The organism is Microvirga alba (assembly GCF_015694465.1).
GTDB classification, from domain to species: Bacteria; Pseudomonadota; Alphaproteobacteria; order Rhizobiales; family Beijerinckiaceae; genus Microvirga; species Microvirga alba.
Window position 1 is genome coordinate 166,144 of sequence record NZ_JADQDO010000007.1, and the last position, 16,408, is coordinate 182,551.

The 16,408-nt window shown below is 62.0% G+C and carries 17 protein-coding genes; 6 read left to right on the forward strand and 11 right to left on the reverse strand.

The window, feature by feature from the left end; all coding sequences use genetic code 11:
- Positions 1-15 precede the first annotated feature (15 nt).
- From I2H38_RS14825 to I2H38_RS14845, 5 genes are all read right to left on the reverse strand, one after another.
- Positions 16-480, reverse strand: a complete 465-nt coding sequence (locus tag I2H38_RS14825; RefSeq protein WP_229426719.1) for a GNAT family N-acetyltransferase — start codon at positions 478-480, stop codon at positions 16-18.
- 80 nt (positions 481-560) lie between these two features.
- Positions 561-1,559, reverse strand: a complete 999-nt coding sequence (glpX, locus tag I2H38_RS14830; protein ID WP_196272633.1) for a class II fructose-bisphosphatase — start codon at positions 1,557-1,559, stop codon at positions 561-563.
- A 60-nt stretch (positions 1,560-1,619) separates the two neighbouring features.
- Entirely contained in the window at positions 1,620-2,942 is a 1,323-nt protein-coding gene (locus I2H38_RS14835; protein WP_196272634.1) for a homoserine dehydrogenase, read from the reverse strand.
- Positions 2,943-3,026: 84 nt separating this feature from the next.
- Positions 3,027-4,247, reverse strand: coding sequence for an LL-diaminopimelate aminotransferase (locus I2H38_RS14840; RefSeq protein ID WP_196272635.1), 1,221 nt, complete (start codon positions 4,245-4,247; stop codon positions 3,027-3,029).
- A gap of 43 nt (positions 4,248-4,290) precedes the next feature.
- Positions 4,291-4,680 carry a hypothetical protein gene (locus tag I2H38_RS14845; RefSeq protein WP_196272636.1) on the reverse strand — a complete coding sequence of 130 codons (390 nt, stop codon included), beginning with the start codon at positions 4,678-4,680 and terminating at the stop codon, positions 4,291-4,293.
- Positions 4,681-4,791: 111 nt separating this feature from the next.
- On the opposite strand from I2H38_RS14845, the gene I2H38_RS14850 reads away from it, so the two are divergent.
- A complete protein-coding gene (locus I2H38_RS14850; RefSeq protein WP_196272703.1) occupies positions 4,792-6,597 on the forward strand; it encodes a PHA/PHB synthase family protein in 1,806 nt (601 codons plus the stop codon).
- Positions 6,598-7,200: 603 nt separating this feature from the next.
- On the opposite strand, the gene I2H38_RS14855 is transcribed toward I2H38_RS14850, so the two are convergent.
- Complete coding sequence (locus tag I2H38_RS14855) at positions 7,201-8,520, reverse strand: OmpP1/FadL family transporter (protein WP_196272637.1); 1,320 nt, start codon at positions 8,518-8,520, stop codon at positions 7,201-7,203.
- A 392-nt stretch (positions 8,521-8,912) separates the two neighbouring features.
- On the opposite strand from I2H38_RS14855, the gene I2H38_RS14860 reads away from it, so the two are divergent.
- Complete coding sequence (locus I2H38_RS14860) at positions 8,913-9,800, forward strand: fumarylacetoacetate hydrolase family protein (RefSeq protein ID WP_196272638.1); 888 nt, start codon at positions 8,913-8,915, stop codon at positions 9,798-9,800.
- A 61-nt stretch (positions 9,801-9,861) separates the two neighbouring features.
- Here the strand turns inward: I2H38_RS14860 and argC are convergent, their stop codons facing one another.
- Positions 9,862-10,818 carry an N-acetyl-gamma-glutamyl-phosphate reductase gene (gene argC, locus I2H38_RS14865; RefSeq protein WP_196272704.1) on the reverse strand — a complete coding sequence of 319 codons (957 nt, stop codon included), beginning with the start codon at positions 10,816-10,818 and terminating at the stop codon, positions 9,862-9,864.
- A 50-nt stretch (positions 10,819-10,868) separates the two neighbouring features.
- Here argC and I2H38_RS20725 point away from each other — a divergent pair, with 50 nt between their 5' ends.
- A complete protein-coding gene (locus I2H38_RS20725; protein ID WP_210324822.1) occupies positions 10,869-11,108 on the forward strand; it encodes a hypothetical protein in 240 nt (79 codons plus the stop codon).
- Here the strand turns inward: I2H38_RS20725 and rpsI are convergent.
- Entirely contained in the window at positions 11,105-11,581 is a 477-nt protein-coding gene (rpsI, locus tag I2H38_RS14870) for a 30S ribosomal protein S9 (protein WP_196272639.1), read from the reverse strand. The genes I2H38_RS20725 and rpsI overlap by 4 nt on opposite strands.
- A 2-nt stretch (positions 11,582-11,583) precedes the next feature.
- Entirely contained in the window at positions 11,584-12,045 is a 462-nt protein-coding gene (rplM, locus tag I2H38_RS14875; protein WP_196272640.1) for a 50S ribosomal protein L13, read from the reverse strand.
- Between the two features lie 281 nt (positions 12,046-12,326).
- Between rplM and I2H38_RS14880 the strand changes: the two genes are divergently transcribed.
- The gene (locus I2H38_RS14880; RefSeq protein WP_196272641.1) at positions 12,327-12,956 is read left to right on the forward strand and encodes a glutathione S-transferase family protein; all 630 of its coding nucleotides are present in this window, start codon (positions 12,327-12,329) and stop codon (positions 12,954-12,956) included.
- 49 nt (positions 12,957-13,005) lie between these two features.
- Here the strand turns inward: I2H38_RS14880 and I2H38_RS14885 are convergent, their stop codons facing one another.
- Complete coding sequence (locus I2H38_RS14885) at positions 13,006-13,443, reverse strand: PaaI family thioesterase (protein WP_196272642.1); 438 nt, start codon at positions 13,441-13,443, stop codon at positions 13,006-13,008.
- Positions 13,444-13,449: 6 nt separating this feature from the next.
- Between I2H38_RS14885 and I2H38_RS14890 the strand changes: the two genes are divergently transcribed.
- On the forward strand, positions 13,450-14,022 hold the full coding sequence (locus tag I2H38_RS14890) for a CoA-binding protein (RefSeq protein ID WP_324617410.1): 573 nt from the start codon (positions 13,450-13,452) through the stop codon (positions 14,020-14,022).
- Between the two features lie 88 nt (positions 14,023-14,110).
- Positions 14,111-15,394 (forward strand): O-acetylhomoserine aminocarboxypropyltransferase, encoded by a 1,284-nt coding sequence (locus I2H38_RS14895; protein WP_196272643.1) that lies wholly within the window; start codon positions 14,111-14,113, stop codon positions 15,392-15,394.
- A gap of 80 nt (positions 15,395-15,474) precedes the next feature.
- On the opposite strand, the gene I2H38_RS14900 is transcribed toward I2H38_RS14895, so the two are convergent.
- Entirely contained in the window at positions 15,475-16,152 is a 678-nt protein-coding gene (locus I2H38_RS14900) for a ParA family protein (RefSeq protein WP_196272644.1), read from the reverse strand.
- Positions 16,153-16,408: the final 256 nt, after the last annotated feature.

A 16,408-nucleotide genomic window follows, 5' to 3' on the forward strand; every position in this document is an offset into this window, starting at 1 on the left:
TACCCCCAAACGCGCTCAAAACACCCGTCGATATTGAATGAAGCCGCTGCGCGACGCGACCTTGTCATAAAGAGCCTGGGCGGAGGTGTTGGTTTCATGGGTCAGCCAGTAGACCCGGCTCGCCCCATCGGCCTTCGCCTTCTCCGCGACAGCCTCGATGAGCGCGCGCCCGACGCCGCGGTTGCGCGCTTTCTCGGAGGTAAACAGATCCTGGAGATAGCAATAATCGCCGATGGTCCAGGTCGAGCGGTGATAGATGTAGTGGACGATCCCGACGACTTCGCCATCAAACAGGGCGACGAGGCCGTGCATGGGCTCGGCGGGATCGAGCAGGCGCGCCCAGGTCTTATCGGTGACTTCCGATGCTAAGGTCGCCTTGTAGAAGGTCAGATAGCCCTGCCACAACGGCTCCCAGGCCTCACGGTCCCCGGGCCCGAAGGGGCGAATGACGATACCGTTGTTGCTGGTGTCCGACATCATGCGCCCCTTTCGTTACACTTGGCCTTTCCGGCCTTTTGCAAACGGCTCCCCTCGCGCTTCGACGGGAGCCGATTTGAATCCTAGTCGAGGTGGAACTTCGACAATTCGCGGTGCTCTCCGTAGATGCGGCGCACGGTGCCGGTGGCAGAGCGATAGACGACCGTCTCGGTCGTGATTACGTCCCTGCCGAAGCTGACGCCCTTCAGAAGCGCGCCGTCGGTCACGCCGGTCGCGGCCACGATCACGTCTCCGCGCGCGAGATCGGTCATGTCGTACTTCCGGTTGGGATCGGTCACGCCCATCTGGAGCGCGCGCGCGCGCTTCTCGTCCGTGTCGAGGATGAGGCGGGCCTGCATCTGGCCGCCGATGCAGCGCAGCGCGCCCGCCGCCAACACGCCCTCAGGGGCAGCGCCAATGCCGAGATAGATGTCGATGCCGGTTTCTTCCGGCTTTGTGGTGAAGATCACGCCCGCGACGTCACCGTCGGAGATCAGGCGGATGCCAGCGCCCGTCTTGCGGATCGCGGCGATGAGATCCGCATGTCGCGGACGGTCGAGCACGAGAGCGGTCAGCTCATTCGGCTTCACGCCCTTGGCCTTGGCGAGACTGTGAATGTTCTCTTCCGGGGAGGCATCGAGATCGACGACGCCCGCCGAATAGCCGGGGCCGACCGCGATCTTGTGCATGTAAACGTCGGGCGCTGCGAGCAGCGTACCGGCTTCCGCCATCGCCATGACGGCGATCGAGCCCGGCATGTCCTTCGCGCAGAGCGTCGTGCCTTCGAGCGGATCGACCGCGATATCGACCTTCGGGCCGTTCTTGTTGCCGACCTTTTCGCCGATGAAAAGCATCGGCGCTTCGTCGCGCTCGCCCTCGCCGATCACCACGGTGCCGTCGATGGGCAGCTTGTTCAATTCGCGGCGCATGGCGTCCACGGCGGCTTGGTCAGCGGCCTTCTCGTTGCCGCGCCCGCGAAGCCGCGCGGAGGCGACGGCGGCGCGCTCGGTAACGCGGACGAGTTCCAGGGTCAGAATGCGCTCGATGAGCTGGCCCGGTTGGACGGTAATGCCTTGCGACATGGACGTGTCGTCTCCCTTGTGACGATGCTTGGCGAGCCCTCGGGCCTGCCGTGATTGATGCTACTCGCGTTCGATGCGAATGACCTGGGGCGGTTCGGCGATAAGGCCATCCCCGGAGATCTTCTCCACAGCGGAGCGGATTGCAGCCTCCGTCGCCGCATAGGTGATGAGAACCAGCGGCACGGGAGCGCCGGAGCGACCATGCCGGTCCTGCGTCGCCGCGACCTCGGAGCGCTTCTGAAGGATGCTTTCCAGAGAAATCTCGGCCTCCGCCATGCGCGTCGCGACACCGGCCGCAACGCCCGGACGGTCGTGAACCGTGAGACGGATGTAGTAACCGCCTTCGTGGCGCTGCATCGGCGCGCGCGGGGCCTTTTCGAGGTGCCCAACCGGACGACCGAAGGGCGGCTCCGCCTTGCCGGAGGCAACATCGGCGATGTCGGCGACGACCGCGGATGCGGTCGCATCGCCGCCCGCGCCGGGGCCGATCAGGGTCAATTCCTTGACCGCATCCGCGTCGATGGTCACAGCGTTCGTAACGCCCATGACCTGCGCGATGGCCGAAGATTTCGGGACCATCGTTGGATGGACCCGCTGCTCGATACCCGTCTCGGTCCGCTCGGCGACGCCCAGAAGCTTGATGCGGAAGCCAAGCTCGGAGGCCATGGAGAGGTCGAGCGGGGTGATCGAGGAAATGCCTTCCACATAGATGGCGTCGGCATCAACCTGCGTACCGAAGGCGAGGCTCGTCAGAATGGCGAGCTTGTGCGCCGTGTCGAAGCCCTCGACGTCGAAGGTCGGGTCGGCTTCGGCGTAGCCGAGACGCTGCGCGTCCTTCAGGCATTCGGCGAAGGTCAGCCCTTCCAGCTCCATCCGCGAGAGGATGTAATTGCAGGTGCCGTTGAGGATACCGTAGAGACGCGAAACTTTATTTCCCGGCAGGGCCTCGCACAGAACCTTGATGACCGGAATGCCGCCGGCGACGGACGCCTCGAAAGCGAGCGATACGCCCTTCTCTTCGGCGAGTTTGGCGAGCGCGAGGCCGTGCTTGGCGAGCAGCGCCTTGTTGGCGGTGACGACGTGCTTGCCCAGCGAGAGCGCCGTCCTGACCGTCTCGAGCGCCGTCCCTTCCGAACCACCGACCAGTTCGACGACGCAATCGACGTCGGCCGACTTCGCCAGCGCCACGGGATCGTCGAACCACGTGAAGCCGGTCAGGTCGAAACCTCGGTCCTTGGCCCGGTCGCGGGCCGATACGGCCACAACTTCGACAGGCCGTCCGCCGCGTTGAGCAACGACTTCATTTTGGCGGTCAAGGATTTGGATGACCGATGCGCCAACCGTGCCGAGGCCGGCGATGCCGACCCGAAGAGGACGTCCCACGAACAACAGCTCCCTCAAGAAAAGTCGCGTTGCTCTTTACGACTGCTACGGTTGCATGTCCATGCGCTGTGGGTGGTAAGCCCCCTAGCCGGCTCGCGGGAAAGGCACCACGTTGTGGAGAGTCTGCTCCGCCGTATCGAAGAACTTGCGGATATTGCGGGCGGCCTGGCGGATGCGCTGCTCGTTCTCCACAAGGGCGATCCGCACATAATCGTCGCCGTGCTCGCCGAACCCGATGCCGGGAGCGACAGCCACATCCGCCTTTTCCACCAGGAGCTTCGAGAATTCGAGGCTCCCCAGGGGCCGGAATTGCTCCGGAATCTGCACCCAGGCGAACATCGAGGCACTGGGGGCTGGAATGGTCCAGCCGGCCTTCTCGAAGGCGTCGATCATGACATCGCGGCGGCGCTTATAGGTGGCGCGCATCTCGCGGATGCAATCGTCCGGGCCGTTGAGGGCGGCGGTCGCGGCTACCTGGATCGGCGTGAAGGCCCCATAATCGAGGTAGGATTTCACGCGGGCGAGCGCCGCCAGAAGGCGCTCGTTACCGACCGCGAAGCCGATGCGCCAGCCGGCCATCGAGAAGGTTTTGGACATGGAGGTGAATTCCACCGCCACATCGATCGCCCCCGGAACCTGAAGGATCGAGGGTGGCGGATTCGCCTCGTCGAAATACACCTCGGAATAGGCGAGATCCGAGAGCAGGATCAGCTCGTGCTTCTTCGCGAAGGCGACCAAATCCCGGTAGAAATCGAGCGAGGCCACGTAGGCCGTCGGGTTCGAGGGGTAGCAGACCACCAGCGCCACGGGCTTGGGGATCGAATGCGCCACGGCGCGCTCGGCTGCCGGGAAGAAATCGGGGGTCGGTTCGGCCGGGACAGAACGGATCACGCCGCCCGCCATCAGGAAGCCGAAGGCATGAATCGGGTAGCTGGGATTGGGAACGAGGACCACGTCGCCGGGCTCCGTGATGGCCTGCGCCATGTTGGCGAAGCCTTCCTTGGAGCCCAGAGTCGCGACCACCTGCGTATCGGGGTTCAGCTTCACCCCGAAGCGACGCTCGTAATAACCCGCCTGGGCGCGCCGGAGGCCCGTGATGCCCTTGGAAGCCGAATAGCGGTCCGTACGCGGCTTGCCGACGGTTTCAACCAGCTTGTCGATGACGTGCTGCGGGGCTTGCAGATCGGGGTTTCCCATCCCCAAATCGATGATGTCGGCCCCGTTGGCACGGGCGGCGGCTTTAATGCGGTTGACCTGCTCGAAGACATAAGGGGGAAGACGCTTGATGCGGTAAAAATCCGTCATGGCTTTGATCCTCGAGCAGCAAATTTGAATCGGTTGTTAGCCCTTACTGTGTCCTAACGGAACCCGGTTTTTTCGGAAGAACGACGGGCTCCGGCGCGGGGGTGCCTCCCAATTGAGCAGCCGCGGCTCCCGCCGCCTCGTTCCGCGTCCGGGCCGCATCGAGTTCAGCCTCGACTGCCTTTAGCTCGTCAGCGGTTTTCGCAGCGGTCGTCCGGCCCGGATTCGACGTGCCGACCGGCATGTATTCCAACGTAGCCGGCCTCGTCGTCGAGACGAAATCCGGCGTCGTCGCCATTTTGGGGCCCGCACCGACCGACGCCACGAGATCACGCGCGGGATTGGAATCGCCGGCACAGGCCGCAAGGCCCATAAGGGCGAGGCCCGCCAAGCCAGCGAGGGAGGCGCGGGACGTCAGAGGGGTCGAAAAACGCATTGTGTGTTCCAAGAATCGTAACATGTGTCTGGCATATATGAGGGCTCAATGGCTAAAATGTCGGAAACGCGGCTCATGAGCAATGGCGGCGGGCCGTCGGGAGAGCGCCTTATGAGCACACCGCTCGAAGACGAGAAGGCACAACCCTCGACTCCGGATTTCGAGGAGCTGTCCCGCAATATGGCTCGTTTCATCGAAGGAGCCGGGAAAGCCGCCGCCGCTTATTTCAAGCCCCTCGAGCAGCAACAGACCAAACCCCGGATGTCCGGCGAAACCGAGGAGGCGATCAAGGCCCTCGGTCATGTGGCCGAAGCCTGGATGTCCGATCCACAGAAATCCGTCGAAGCGCAGAGTCGCCTCGGCACGCAGTTTTTCGATCTTTGGGCGTCGACGCTCAAACGCGCACAAGGCGAGCCTGCAGAGCCCATCGTGCGGCCCGAAGCCAAGGACAACCGTTTCCAGGACCCGGAATGGTCGACGAACCCCATCTTCGACTTTCTCAAGCAGGCTTATCTGATCACATCCCGTTGGGCGGAAGGGATGGTCGATGGCGCCGAAGGAATCGACGATGGCACGCGGCACAAGGCCCAGTTCTACCTGAAGCAGATTTCGAGCGCGCTTTCGCCTTCGAATTTTCTCATGACCAACCCGGAACTCATTCGCGAAACCTTCCGGCAGAACGGTGCGAACCTCGTTCGCGGCGTGACCATGCTCGCGGAGGACATCGAGGCCGGCGCGGGCGAGTTGCGAATCCGTCAATCGGACCCGACGGGCTTCAAGGTGGGCGTCAACATCGCGACGACCCCAGGAAAAGTCATTTTCCGCAATGAATTAATAGAGTTGCTTCAGTATTCTCCCACCACGGATGAGGTCTTCAAGCGACCCCTTCTGATCGTGCCACCCTGGATCAACAAGTTCTATATTCTCGACCTGAACCCGGAGAAGAGCTTCATCAGGTGGGCGGTTTCACAAGGGCTCACGGTCTTCTGCATCTCCTGGGTCAACCCGGGCGCGCAGCATGCCGAAAAGAGTTTCGAGCATTACATGCGCGAAGGCATTTTCGCTGCGCTCGATGCAATTCACGAGGCCACAGGCGAGAAGAAGGTCACGGCCATCGGCTACTGCGTCGGCGGAACCCTGTTGGCTTCGACCCTCGCCTATATGGCCACAAAGCGCGACAAGCGCATCGACAGCGCGACTTTCTTTACCGCGCAGGTGGACTTTACCTTCGCAGGAGATCTGAAGGTCTTCGCGGATGAAGGGCAGATCAAAACCCTTGAGGCCAGTATGAAGATGCGCGGCTATCTTGAGGGCGCGCACATGGCGAACGCGTTCAACATGCTGCGGCCGAACGACCTGATCTGGCCCTACGTGGTCAATGTCTACATGAAGGGTCACGCGCCCTTCCCGTTCGACCTGCTGTACTGGAATTCCGATTCCACCCGGATGCCGGCAGCCAACCACGCCTTCTACCTGCGCAACTGCTACCTCGAAAACAAGCTGGCCAAGGGCGAGATGGAGATTGCGGGCGCCAAGCTGGACCTGAAGAAGATCAAGATCCCGATTTTCAATCTCGCGACGAAGGAAGACCACATCGCCCCTGCCCGCTCGGTCTTCGTTGGCTCGAAAACCTTCGGCGGCCCGGTCGAGTTCGTCCTTGCCGGGTCGGGGCATATCGCCGGCGTCATCAACCCCGTGAACAAGCCGAAATATCAATTCTGGACCGGCGGCCCCGTCGAGGGCGAGTTGGAGGATTGGGTGAAGAGCGCCACCGAGACGCCCGGGACGTGGTGGCCCTACTGGCTGTCCTGGGTCAGGGAGCAGGCCCCCCGCACGGTCGCGGCCCGCGAGCCCGGCGGCGGCAAGTTCGCGCCGCTTGGCGATGCGCCCGGGACTTACGTTCTCGCACGGGCTTAGAGGCCGCTAAAAAAACGCGGGGGCCGTTTCGGCGATCGCGATCGTCTCCACCCTGTCATTCCGGGGCCGCAAAGCGGAACCCGGAACCTACACACGCCGACGGCTTAAAATCTCGGATTTCTACGCCTTCGGCGCGGCCCTTTGGGTCGAGCTCCGCCGACGCGGCCTCGGAATGACAGACTGGAAGCGCGGCGCGGCCTAATTCTCAGGTGGGAGCCTGGACAAGACCTCATCCAAGGCGGAGGGGTCAGCGCCTGCCTCCCGCAGAAGTCTCTCCAGCTCGGGGGTGAGTTGCCGTCGGCGACCGCCCGAGCAGTCACGTGCTTAATGGCAGCCCTCTGAGCCTGGGATAAACTCTCCAGATCTGCGTTGAGTGTGCTCATTGGGATGAACCAGAGGCGAAAGCTTTGTCGTCCTCATACAAAACGCAGGCTCGCCATGTCATGCCGCCTGACTTAGCTCATGAACGTCTTTCGAGCGCTGCGGGCTCGGAGGCCAAACAGGTGCCCGCGACAACCGGACGAGCCTGTAAAATGACGACCTCATAAGAAAAGGCCGGCATCATGCCGGCCTTTCTCGTTGTTCGATTTGCCTTGCGGGCTCTTAGTTCTTGCGAACAATCGGCGCCGGGATCGGCTTCGCGGGGTTGTCCCAGCGATACTTGATCGAAGCCGCAATGATGTCGACCCCTGCATCCACCTTCGCCGCGAGCACTACGCCGCGGGTCGGGAAAGTCGGGTTACCGGGCGAGATGTCGATGTCGGTGTTTCCGACCGTGAAGATATGCGTATAGGCCAGGTCGAACGAGAGCTGATCGCTCCAGTTGTAGGTCGTGCCCAGCGACAGCCAGATGCGGTCGGAATCGGGAAGACGCGGGGTGCGGGTATGGACGTCGATCGGCGAGATTTCGTAGGCGAGACCCGCGCGAACCGTCCAAGCCGGATTGATGATGTATTCGCCACCAAGCGAGAAGAACCAGCCATCCTTATAGTCGAGCGGTATGTAAGGCGACTGGGCCAGGAGCCCGCCGGTCAGGCCGTCGGTGACGCGCGGGAAGCCCAGACGGCTCCAGTTCGTCCATTCCGCCGTGGCGTGGAGAGTGAACGCGTCGGTAACGCGCTGGCTCACACCGACAGAAACGGATTCCGGCAGAATGAGGTTGGCTTTAATCGGAATGCCGAAATACTGGAAGCTGCCGCTGAGATCCTGCTGGACCGCAGAGCGGAAGCCTACACCGATCGCGGTTCCGGCAAACGGCGTGAAGTTCGCGCCGAGCGAGTAGCCGACGCCCCAGCTGTCGCCTTCCAGACCGGCGCTCGCAGCGAACGGCGACGGCGCGGCCGGGGTCGGTCCGACGGCTGAGAAAAAGCGAACCTTGAAGTACTGCGCGCGGACACCCGCACCGATCGACATCCAATCGTTGACCTTGTAGCCGATGGTCGGCTCAATCTCGGCCGAAAGCACCGAGGTCGTCCGGGAATAGAGCTGACCGGCCCAAGTCGTGTTCGGCTTCGTGGTCAGCCCGAACGGCGCGCCGGTATAGAGGCCGACCCAGAGCCGGTCATTGAGCTGGATGCTGGCATAGGATGCGGGAACCACCCCATCCCTGCCGACATCGCCAGCCCCACCAAGAGCCAGCAAGCTACCCGGAACGGTCAAGGTCGGGGTGACGTCGGAGCGCGGAATGACCCCGCTGGCGTGCGCCTCGAACTGCCAGCCGGGCTGCATCGTGATGGTGGCCGGGTTCCAGTACATGGACGACACGCCCGCCGAACCGGCTGCGACGCCGCCGAAGGCCATGCCGAGGCCTGTGGCGCTCTGCTCACGAAGAGCGAAGGCGCCCGCCTGGGCTCCCCCTTGAGCGGAAATGAGAGCCGCGAAGGAAACCGCGGCCAGGGTCAACGAACGATTGAAACGGCTCATGGAGGATCCTGCCCTAATTGGATCAGTTCTGATTCTGCCCGCGGAATCCCGCGTTGAGACTTAATCTGCCCATGCTTTAATTTGGCCGCAATCGGTTAATGAAAAACGAAGGCTCGCCGTTCGCGATCCGATCCAACAGCACTTATTCTATTTTGTTTTGAATTTTACTATTCGTCTACTTCAAAACCAAGAACATCCAAACATGGTTCATATATAAACCAGTATACTTGATCAACCGTAGGAAGTTTTTTCCATCCACCGTTGAGCGATCAAAATTCCGCAATTTGTGCGCCTTCGTGACAAAACGGCAACATATTTACGTCGAGAAAGTGCGTTGCTCCGCTTCATGAATGTGCCAAATAAGATCAAGTCAGGGATGACAGGAGCGCTTGATGAAGCTGGTGCGATTTGGGACGGTCGGGCAGGAAAAGCCCGGAATTGTCGATTCAAGCGGTCAGATCCGCGACGTATCGGGCATCGTTCCGGACATTACCGGCGAAACTCTTGCGGCGGGTGCCCTCGCCCGGCTCAGGTCAGTTGATCCGAGAACGTTGCCGCTCGCGCCAGCAGGGGTGCGCCTCGCCCCCTGCATCGGCAAAGTCGGCAACTTCATCGCGATCGGCTTGAATTATGCCGATCACGCGGCTGAAACCGGCGCGGCAATCCCGGCAGAACCCATCGTCTTCAACAAGGCCCCCTCCTGCATCGTCGGCGCCAATGACGATGTGATCATCCCGCGCGGATCGCAGAAGACCGATTGGGAGGTCGAACTTGCCATCGTCATCGGCGAGCGCGCGTCCTATGTGGGCGCGAACGAAGCCATGGAATTCGTGGCGGGTTATTGCGTGTGCAACGACGTATCCGAGCGCGAATATCAGATCGAACGCGGCGGCACCTGGACCAAGGGAAAAGGCTGTCCGACCTTCGGCCCCCTCGGCCCCTGGCTTGTCACGACGGACGAAATCCCCGATCCGCACAACCTGTCCATGTGGCTCGACGTAAATGGCGAGCGTATGCAGACGGGCTCGACCCGGACAATGATCTTCAACGTCGCGCAGATCGTGTCCTACGTCTCGCACTTCATGATTCTCGAGCCCGGAGACGTCATCACGACAGGAACCCCGCCCGGGGTCGGCATGGGAATGAAGCCGCAACGTTTTCTCAAGCCGGGAGACGTGATGAGCCTCGGGATCGAAGGCCTCGGCGAGCAGCGCCAGCGGCTAGTGGCGTTCGAGGGAAGCACCCTCGACACCAGCCACCACAAGCGGGCTCACTCCTGATTGAAGTGACCACTTGTCTGTCGGCGAAGGAATGACTCTTCGCCGACGAATGCCTTGGGCCTCAGGCCAAACCCAGCATCAACTGGATATTCTGGACAGCGGCTCCGGATGCGCCCTTGCCGAGATTGTCGAGGCGGGCGACGAGAACGGCATGTCCGTATGCGTCATGCCGGAAGACGCACAATTCCATCCGGTCCGTGTCGTTCAGAGCCTCGGGCTCGATGCGCTCGACGCGCTTGTCGCCAACCGTCGGAAGCACGCTGACGAGGCCACCACGATTGTAGTAGGCCTTGAGCACGGCTTCGAGATCCTCGGCCTTGGGCTTGCCCGGCAGCATGTCGAGGTGAAGCGGCACGCTCACGAGCATGCCCTGCCGGAAATTGCCGACGGACGGAATGAAGATCGGCCGCCGGCTCAGGCCCGTGTAGCGCTGGAGTTCCGGCACATGCTTGTGCTCGAACCCGAGGCCATAGAGCTCGAACGCCGGAGCCGTTCCTGCCTCATAGGATTCGATCATCGAGCGGCCGCCGCCGCTGTAACCGCTGACCGCGTTCACGCTGATCGGATAATCAGCCGGAATGATGCCCGCATCGACAAGCGGACGAATAAGCGCGATGGCGCCGGTCGGATAGCAGCCGGGATTGGCGACCCGATCAGCGTTGGCGATGGCGTCGCGCTGCGTCGGTGCTAGTTCGGCGAAACCATAGACCCAGCCGGGACTGACCCGGTGCGCCGTGCTGGCGTCGAGAATGCGCGGGCGCTTGCCATTCAAACCCTCGACGAGGCTCACGGTCTCGCGCGCGGCATCGTCATGCAGGCACAGCACCACAAGATCGACCTCGGCCAGAATGTCCCGCTTCGCGGCGGGATCCTTGCGCAGTTCGGGGGCGATGCTGCGGATAGCAATGCCCGGAACGTCCAGCAAACGTTCGCGGATGCCAAGGCCGGTGGTGCCCGCTTCGCCGTCGATGAAGACCGTCTTCGCCTGTTGGCCAAGCCCTGCTGCGTTTGTGGTCATGGTCGTCATAGCCGCTCCGATCTGCCTGTCAGGCCGCTGATATAAGGAATATGGCTTCAGAGAAAACAAAAAAGCCGCGCGGTGAGCGCGGCTTGCGATCAAACTGGGACAGCCGTCATCGCGCTCGCGCAGCGGGAGCGTTCGACAAGCGTCGGCGGATGATCAGCGTGTTATTCATGGCCGTTTCCATGCTCCCGAAGTTCTTTGCTGTCAACAATCCCGTCGAGCGCGGACAAACAAAAAGGGCGGCCCGTGGACCGCCCTTTCGCAAAGATAAATTCGACGCTTAGCGCTTCGAGAACTGGAAGCTGCGGCGGGCTTTCTTCTTGCCGTACTTCTTACGCTCGACGACACGCGAGTCGCGGGTCAGGAAGCCTTCCTTCTTGAGCGGACCACGAAGTTCCGGCTCATAGTGGGTCAGCGCCTTGGCGAGGCCGTGACGAACCGCGCCGGCCTGACCGGAGAGGCCGCCGCCGGCGACGTTCACGACGATGTCGTACTGGCCATCGCGGCTCACGAGCTGCAGCGGCTGCGCGAGGATCATGCGGAGCACGGGGCGCGCGAAATACACCTCGACCGGACGGTCGTTGATGACGATCTTGCCCGAGCCGGGCTTGATCCACACGCGAGCGACGGCGTCCTTACGCTTGCCGGTCGCGTAGGCGCGGCCCTGGGCGTCGAGCTTCTGGACGTGCTTCGGAGCTTCCGGAGCGGCGGCCTGGGCGTTCTGGCCCAGATCGGCGAGAGACTGGAGGGTCGCCATGATTAGACTCTCACATTCTTGCTGTTGAGGGCAGCAACGTCGAGCGCTTCCGGCTGCTGAGCGGTATGCGGATGCTCAGCGCCGCCGTAGACGCGCAGGTTGCCCATGATCTGGCGGAAAAGCGGGCCGCGGGGGAGCATGCGCTCCACAGCCTTCTCGACCACGCGCTCAGGGAAGCGACCGTCGAGAATGAACTTCGCGGTGCGTTCCTTGATGCCGCCCGGATAACCGGTGTGGTGATAGTACACCTTCTGCTCGCGCTTGCGGCCGGTGAACACCACCTGTTGGGCGTTGATGACGATAACGTTATCGCCGCAGTCGACGTGGGGCGTGTAGTTCGCCTTGTGCTTGCCACGCAGGCGCATGGCAACGATCGTAGCGAGACGGCCAACAACGAGGCCCTTCGCATCGATCAACACCCACTTCTTCTCGACCTCGGCGGGCTTCAGCGAAGTAGTCTTCATCGCGCTGTTTCCCGTTGGAGCCTTTAAGGCTCAGGTTCTGAAAACGATAACCGCCGCGAATTGCGGCGGCGAGTGAGGGGTGAGTAGAGGGTTTAAGGACGCAAGTCAACGACAATCGCCATGCAAAGCAACCTCCAAAACCCTTACAAATCAACGCCTTTTGCGGTAACGGTATCTAAATACCGCATATACGGTAGCTAATTACCGCATCCTCGGTTGAGATTGTAAGCTTAGGCACCCCTCACTACAATCCTCGAGGCCCTACGAGAGGAAGCACCCTCATGACCGACGAACTCGTCTTCTATACTAATCCCATGTCGCGCGGGCGCATCGTGCGCTGGATGCTCGAGGAAGTCGGTCAGCCGTATCGGACCGAGCTTTTGGAGTATGGCACGACGATGAAGGCCCCAGCCTATCTCACGATCAACCCCATGGGAAAGGTGCCGGCGATCCGGCATGGCGACACGGTGGTCACGGAAGCGGGGGCGATCTGCGCCTATCTCGCGGATGCCTTCCCCGATGCCGGCCTGGCTCCCCCGCCGGGCGATTCTCGGCGTGGTCCTTATTACCGCTGGATGTTCTTCGCGGCCGGACCGGTCGAGGCTTCCTTGAGCAACAAAGCGCTGGGCTTCGAGGTCCCCAAGGAGCGGCGAGGCACGATAGGCTACGGCAGCGTCGAGGACGTGGTGAATGCCCTGGAATATGCAGTCACTCAGTCCGACTATATCGCCGGCGATCGGTTCACTGCGGCCGATGTCTATGCCGGTTCCCAGATCGGGTGGGGCATGATGTTTGGAACACTGGAGAAACGGCCAGCCTTTGAGCGCTATTGGCAGCGGATCAGCACCCGCCCCGCGGCTGTGCGGGCGCGGGCAATCGACGACGCGTTGGTGCCTCCAAAGGGCGCATAGCGTTCTCTTGCGCGGTTGCCCGGGAAACCCTCTCCACTGCGCTCGGCTCTCACCGCCGGTCAGGAATCGAATACGTTCCCGTGGCATGGCAGACGATGTCCTCGCTGCCCTCGGAATAGATGGACACCTCGCCCACCGCCAAGCGCTTGCCAAGCTTCAGCAGGCGGCAATCGGCGATGAGCGCTTGCTGCTCCGGCTTTCTTAGGAAGTTGAAGTTGAGATTGGTGGTGACGGCGAGCGGCACCGGGCCGATATGAGCCAGGATTGCGGCGTAGAGCGCGACGTCGGCAAGACCCATCATGGCTGGCCCGGAAATCGTGCCGCCGGGCCGCAAATGCTTTTCATGATAATCCATCCGCATGCGAGCGGAGAACGGGCCGATCTCTTCCAGCTCGTAGGTCCGCCCCCCAACATGGATCTGCGGAAATTCCCGGTCGAGAAACTCCCTCAACGCGTCGAGGGTCATGATCGGTTGGTGCGATGTCATCGGCGCATGATGCTCATTGAACTGCCCTGCCCTATCCCATACGTTTCCCGCATGAACCACGACAATTACCCGAACGATTATATCCGCGGCATCCTGCAAAGCGTGAAGACCATTGCGCTCGTCGGAGCTTCGCAGAATCCGGCGCGCCCGAGCTGGATCGTCATGAAATACTTGCTCGAGCGTGGGTACGACGTGATTCCCATCAATCCCGGCATCGCCGGCCATGAGCTTCTGGGCAAAAAGGTCTACGGCAGTCTCGCCGAAGTGCCCGGTCCGATCGACATGGTCGAGATTTTCCGCAACTCGGAGGCCGCCGGACCCATTACGGACGAGGCATTGGCCTTGCAGCCCCTGCCGAAAGTGATCTGGATGCAGCTCTCCGTCCGCAACGACGAGGCGGCCGCGCGGGCGGAAGCCAAAGGGATTCAGGTGGTCATGGATCGCTGCCCGAAGATCGAGTTCGGGCGGCTGTCAGGCGAAATTTCCTGGCAGGGCGTCAATTCACGGATGCTTAGCGCCAAGAAGCCGGTCCTTTCCGGCAAGGGTTTCCAGAAACTCAGCCTCAATCGGCCCAGATAGATCTCCCGACGGCAACTCCCTTGACGGCCGAACGTTTCGTTCTTTAAATAGAACGATCCATAACAATCTCGAGGAAGAGGCGCCTGCAATGACTGATCGTTTGCCGGGGTTCAACACGCTCGCCATTCATGCAGGAGCGGCGCCCGACGCCGCAACCGGCGCACGGGCGACGCCGATTTATCAGACCACGTCCTTCGTCTTCGACGATGTCGACCATGCGGCCTCGCTGTTCGGCCTTCAGGCTTTTGGCAACATCTATTCGCGCATCGGCAATCCGACCTGCGCCGTGCTGGAAGAGCGCATCGCGGCCCTTGAGGGCGGAACCGCCGCTCTCGCGGTCGCCTCGGGCCATGCCGCCGAATTCCTCGTGTTCCATACCCTTCTCCAGCCGGGCGACGAGTTCGTGGCGGCCAAGCAGCTCTATGGCGGCTCGATCAATCAGTTCAACCATTCCTACAAGAACTTCGGTTGGAACGTGGCCTGGGCCAACGCCGACGATCCCGCGAGCTTCGAGGCCGCCATCACGCCGAAGACCAAAGCAATCTTCGTCGAGTCGATCGCCAATCCGGGCGGCGTGATCGTCGACCTTCAGGCCATCGCGGCCATCGCCAAGAAGCACCGGATCCCGTTCATCGTCGACAACACGATGGCGACGCCGTACCTGATCAAGCCGTTCGAGCACGGCGCGGACATCATCGTGCATTCCGCCACCAAGTTCCTCGGCGGGCACGGCAACTCCATCGGCGGCCTGATCGTCGATGGCGGCTCGTTCAACTTCGCGGGCGACGACCGCTATCCGATGCTCTCCAAGCCGCGCCCCGAATATGGCGGCATGGTTCTGGGCGAGACCTTCGGCAATTTCGGCTTCGCCATCGCCTGCCGCGTCCTCGGCCTGCGCGATCTCGGACCGGCGCTTTCGCCTTTCAACGCCTTCCTGATCATCAACGGCATCGAGACCCTGCCGCTACGCATGCAGCGTCATTCGGACAATGCTCTCGCGGTGGCGGAGCATCTGGCTCAGCACAGCAAAATCTCCTGGGTCAGCTATCCGGGCCTGCGTTCCGACCGCTATCACAACCTCGCCCAGCAATATTGCCCCAAGGGCGCGGGCGCGGTGTTCACCTTCGGCCTCAAGGGCGGCTATGAGGCGGGCGTGAAGCTGGTGTCGAATCTGAAGCTGTTCTCGCACCTCGCCAATATCGGCGACACTCGTTCGCTGGTCATCCACCCCGCCTCCACCACGCATCGTCAGCTTACCGACGAGCAGAAGACGCAAGCCGGCGCGGGTCCCGAGGTGGTGCGCTTGTCCATCGGCATCGAGGACAAGGAAGACCTGATCGACGACCTCAACCAGGCTCTTGACGCTGCCTAAAGGTCTCAGATTCAGCGACGCAAAAATTGAGGGCCCGGTCATGCCGGGCCCTTAAACATTCCGCTTCGGTAAAAATGGGCTCAGGCCGCCGCGCGCCCCGAACCTGCTTTTTTATAGGCGGTATGAATGGCGCTCAGCGAACGGTCGAGCGCGTTCCAGAGACGCTGGATCTCTTCCGCCGCATGCGAATCCGGCTCGAATTCCTTCGCGCCCTCTCCGGCGGCGAGGGCGAGCGAGAAATCGGCGCGATGCGTGATCTGCCCGGACCAGACCGGAACCTTGAGCGCGTTCAGCGCGCCGCGCGCATCGGATACGATCGGGACTTCGACGTCGTGGCGCTTGGCGGGAGCGCCATTGATGACGGCGGCGTAGGGCTTGCGCAGCTCGCGCGCCACCTGGACCGTGTCCTGAAGCGCCGCAATGTCGAACAGGCCGGGCCGGGTCGGAATGATGACCAGCGTCGCGTGCTTGATGGCCTCGACGACGGCGGGCGACTTGTTCGGCGGAGTGTCGATCAGCACCCACTGATAGCCGTCGCGCTTGGCTTCCTTGAGGGTCTCGTCCAGAGAGCGCGCGCCGCGCTTGAGGCTCAGGTCGCTTTGTCCGCGCAGTTCATGCCAAAGCGACAACGAGCCCTGCGGGTCGGCATCGATCAGGAGCGTGGGCCGAGAAGGGTTGGCGATATAGCTCGCGAGATGAGCCGCGAGCGTGCTCTTGCCAGAGCCACCTTTTCGCGAAGCAAAGACCAGCACATTCATGCCCGACTCCCAATAACTCTTTTCCTACGACCTTGCGCAGTCGAGTGACACGTACATTAACATTGCTTCTATGTAGCAGAGCAACCCTTCAGTTCCGGTGTCGGCCGCCAAACGCTGTGCATATCCCCAGCCAAACCCAGCATTCACGGTCGCCACTGTAAAGGCTCCGCATCTCACAGTCTGCCGCGCTTCGCGCCGCAGGGCATCCGCTCGCCCCGCTCCCCAACAACACGTGCTGCGACGACAGAGTCGGATA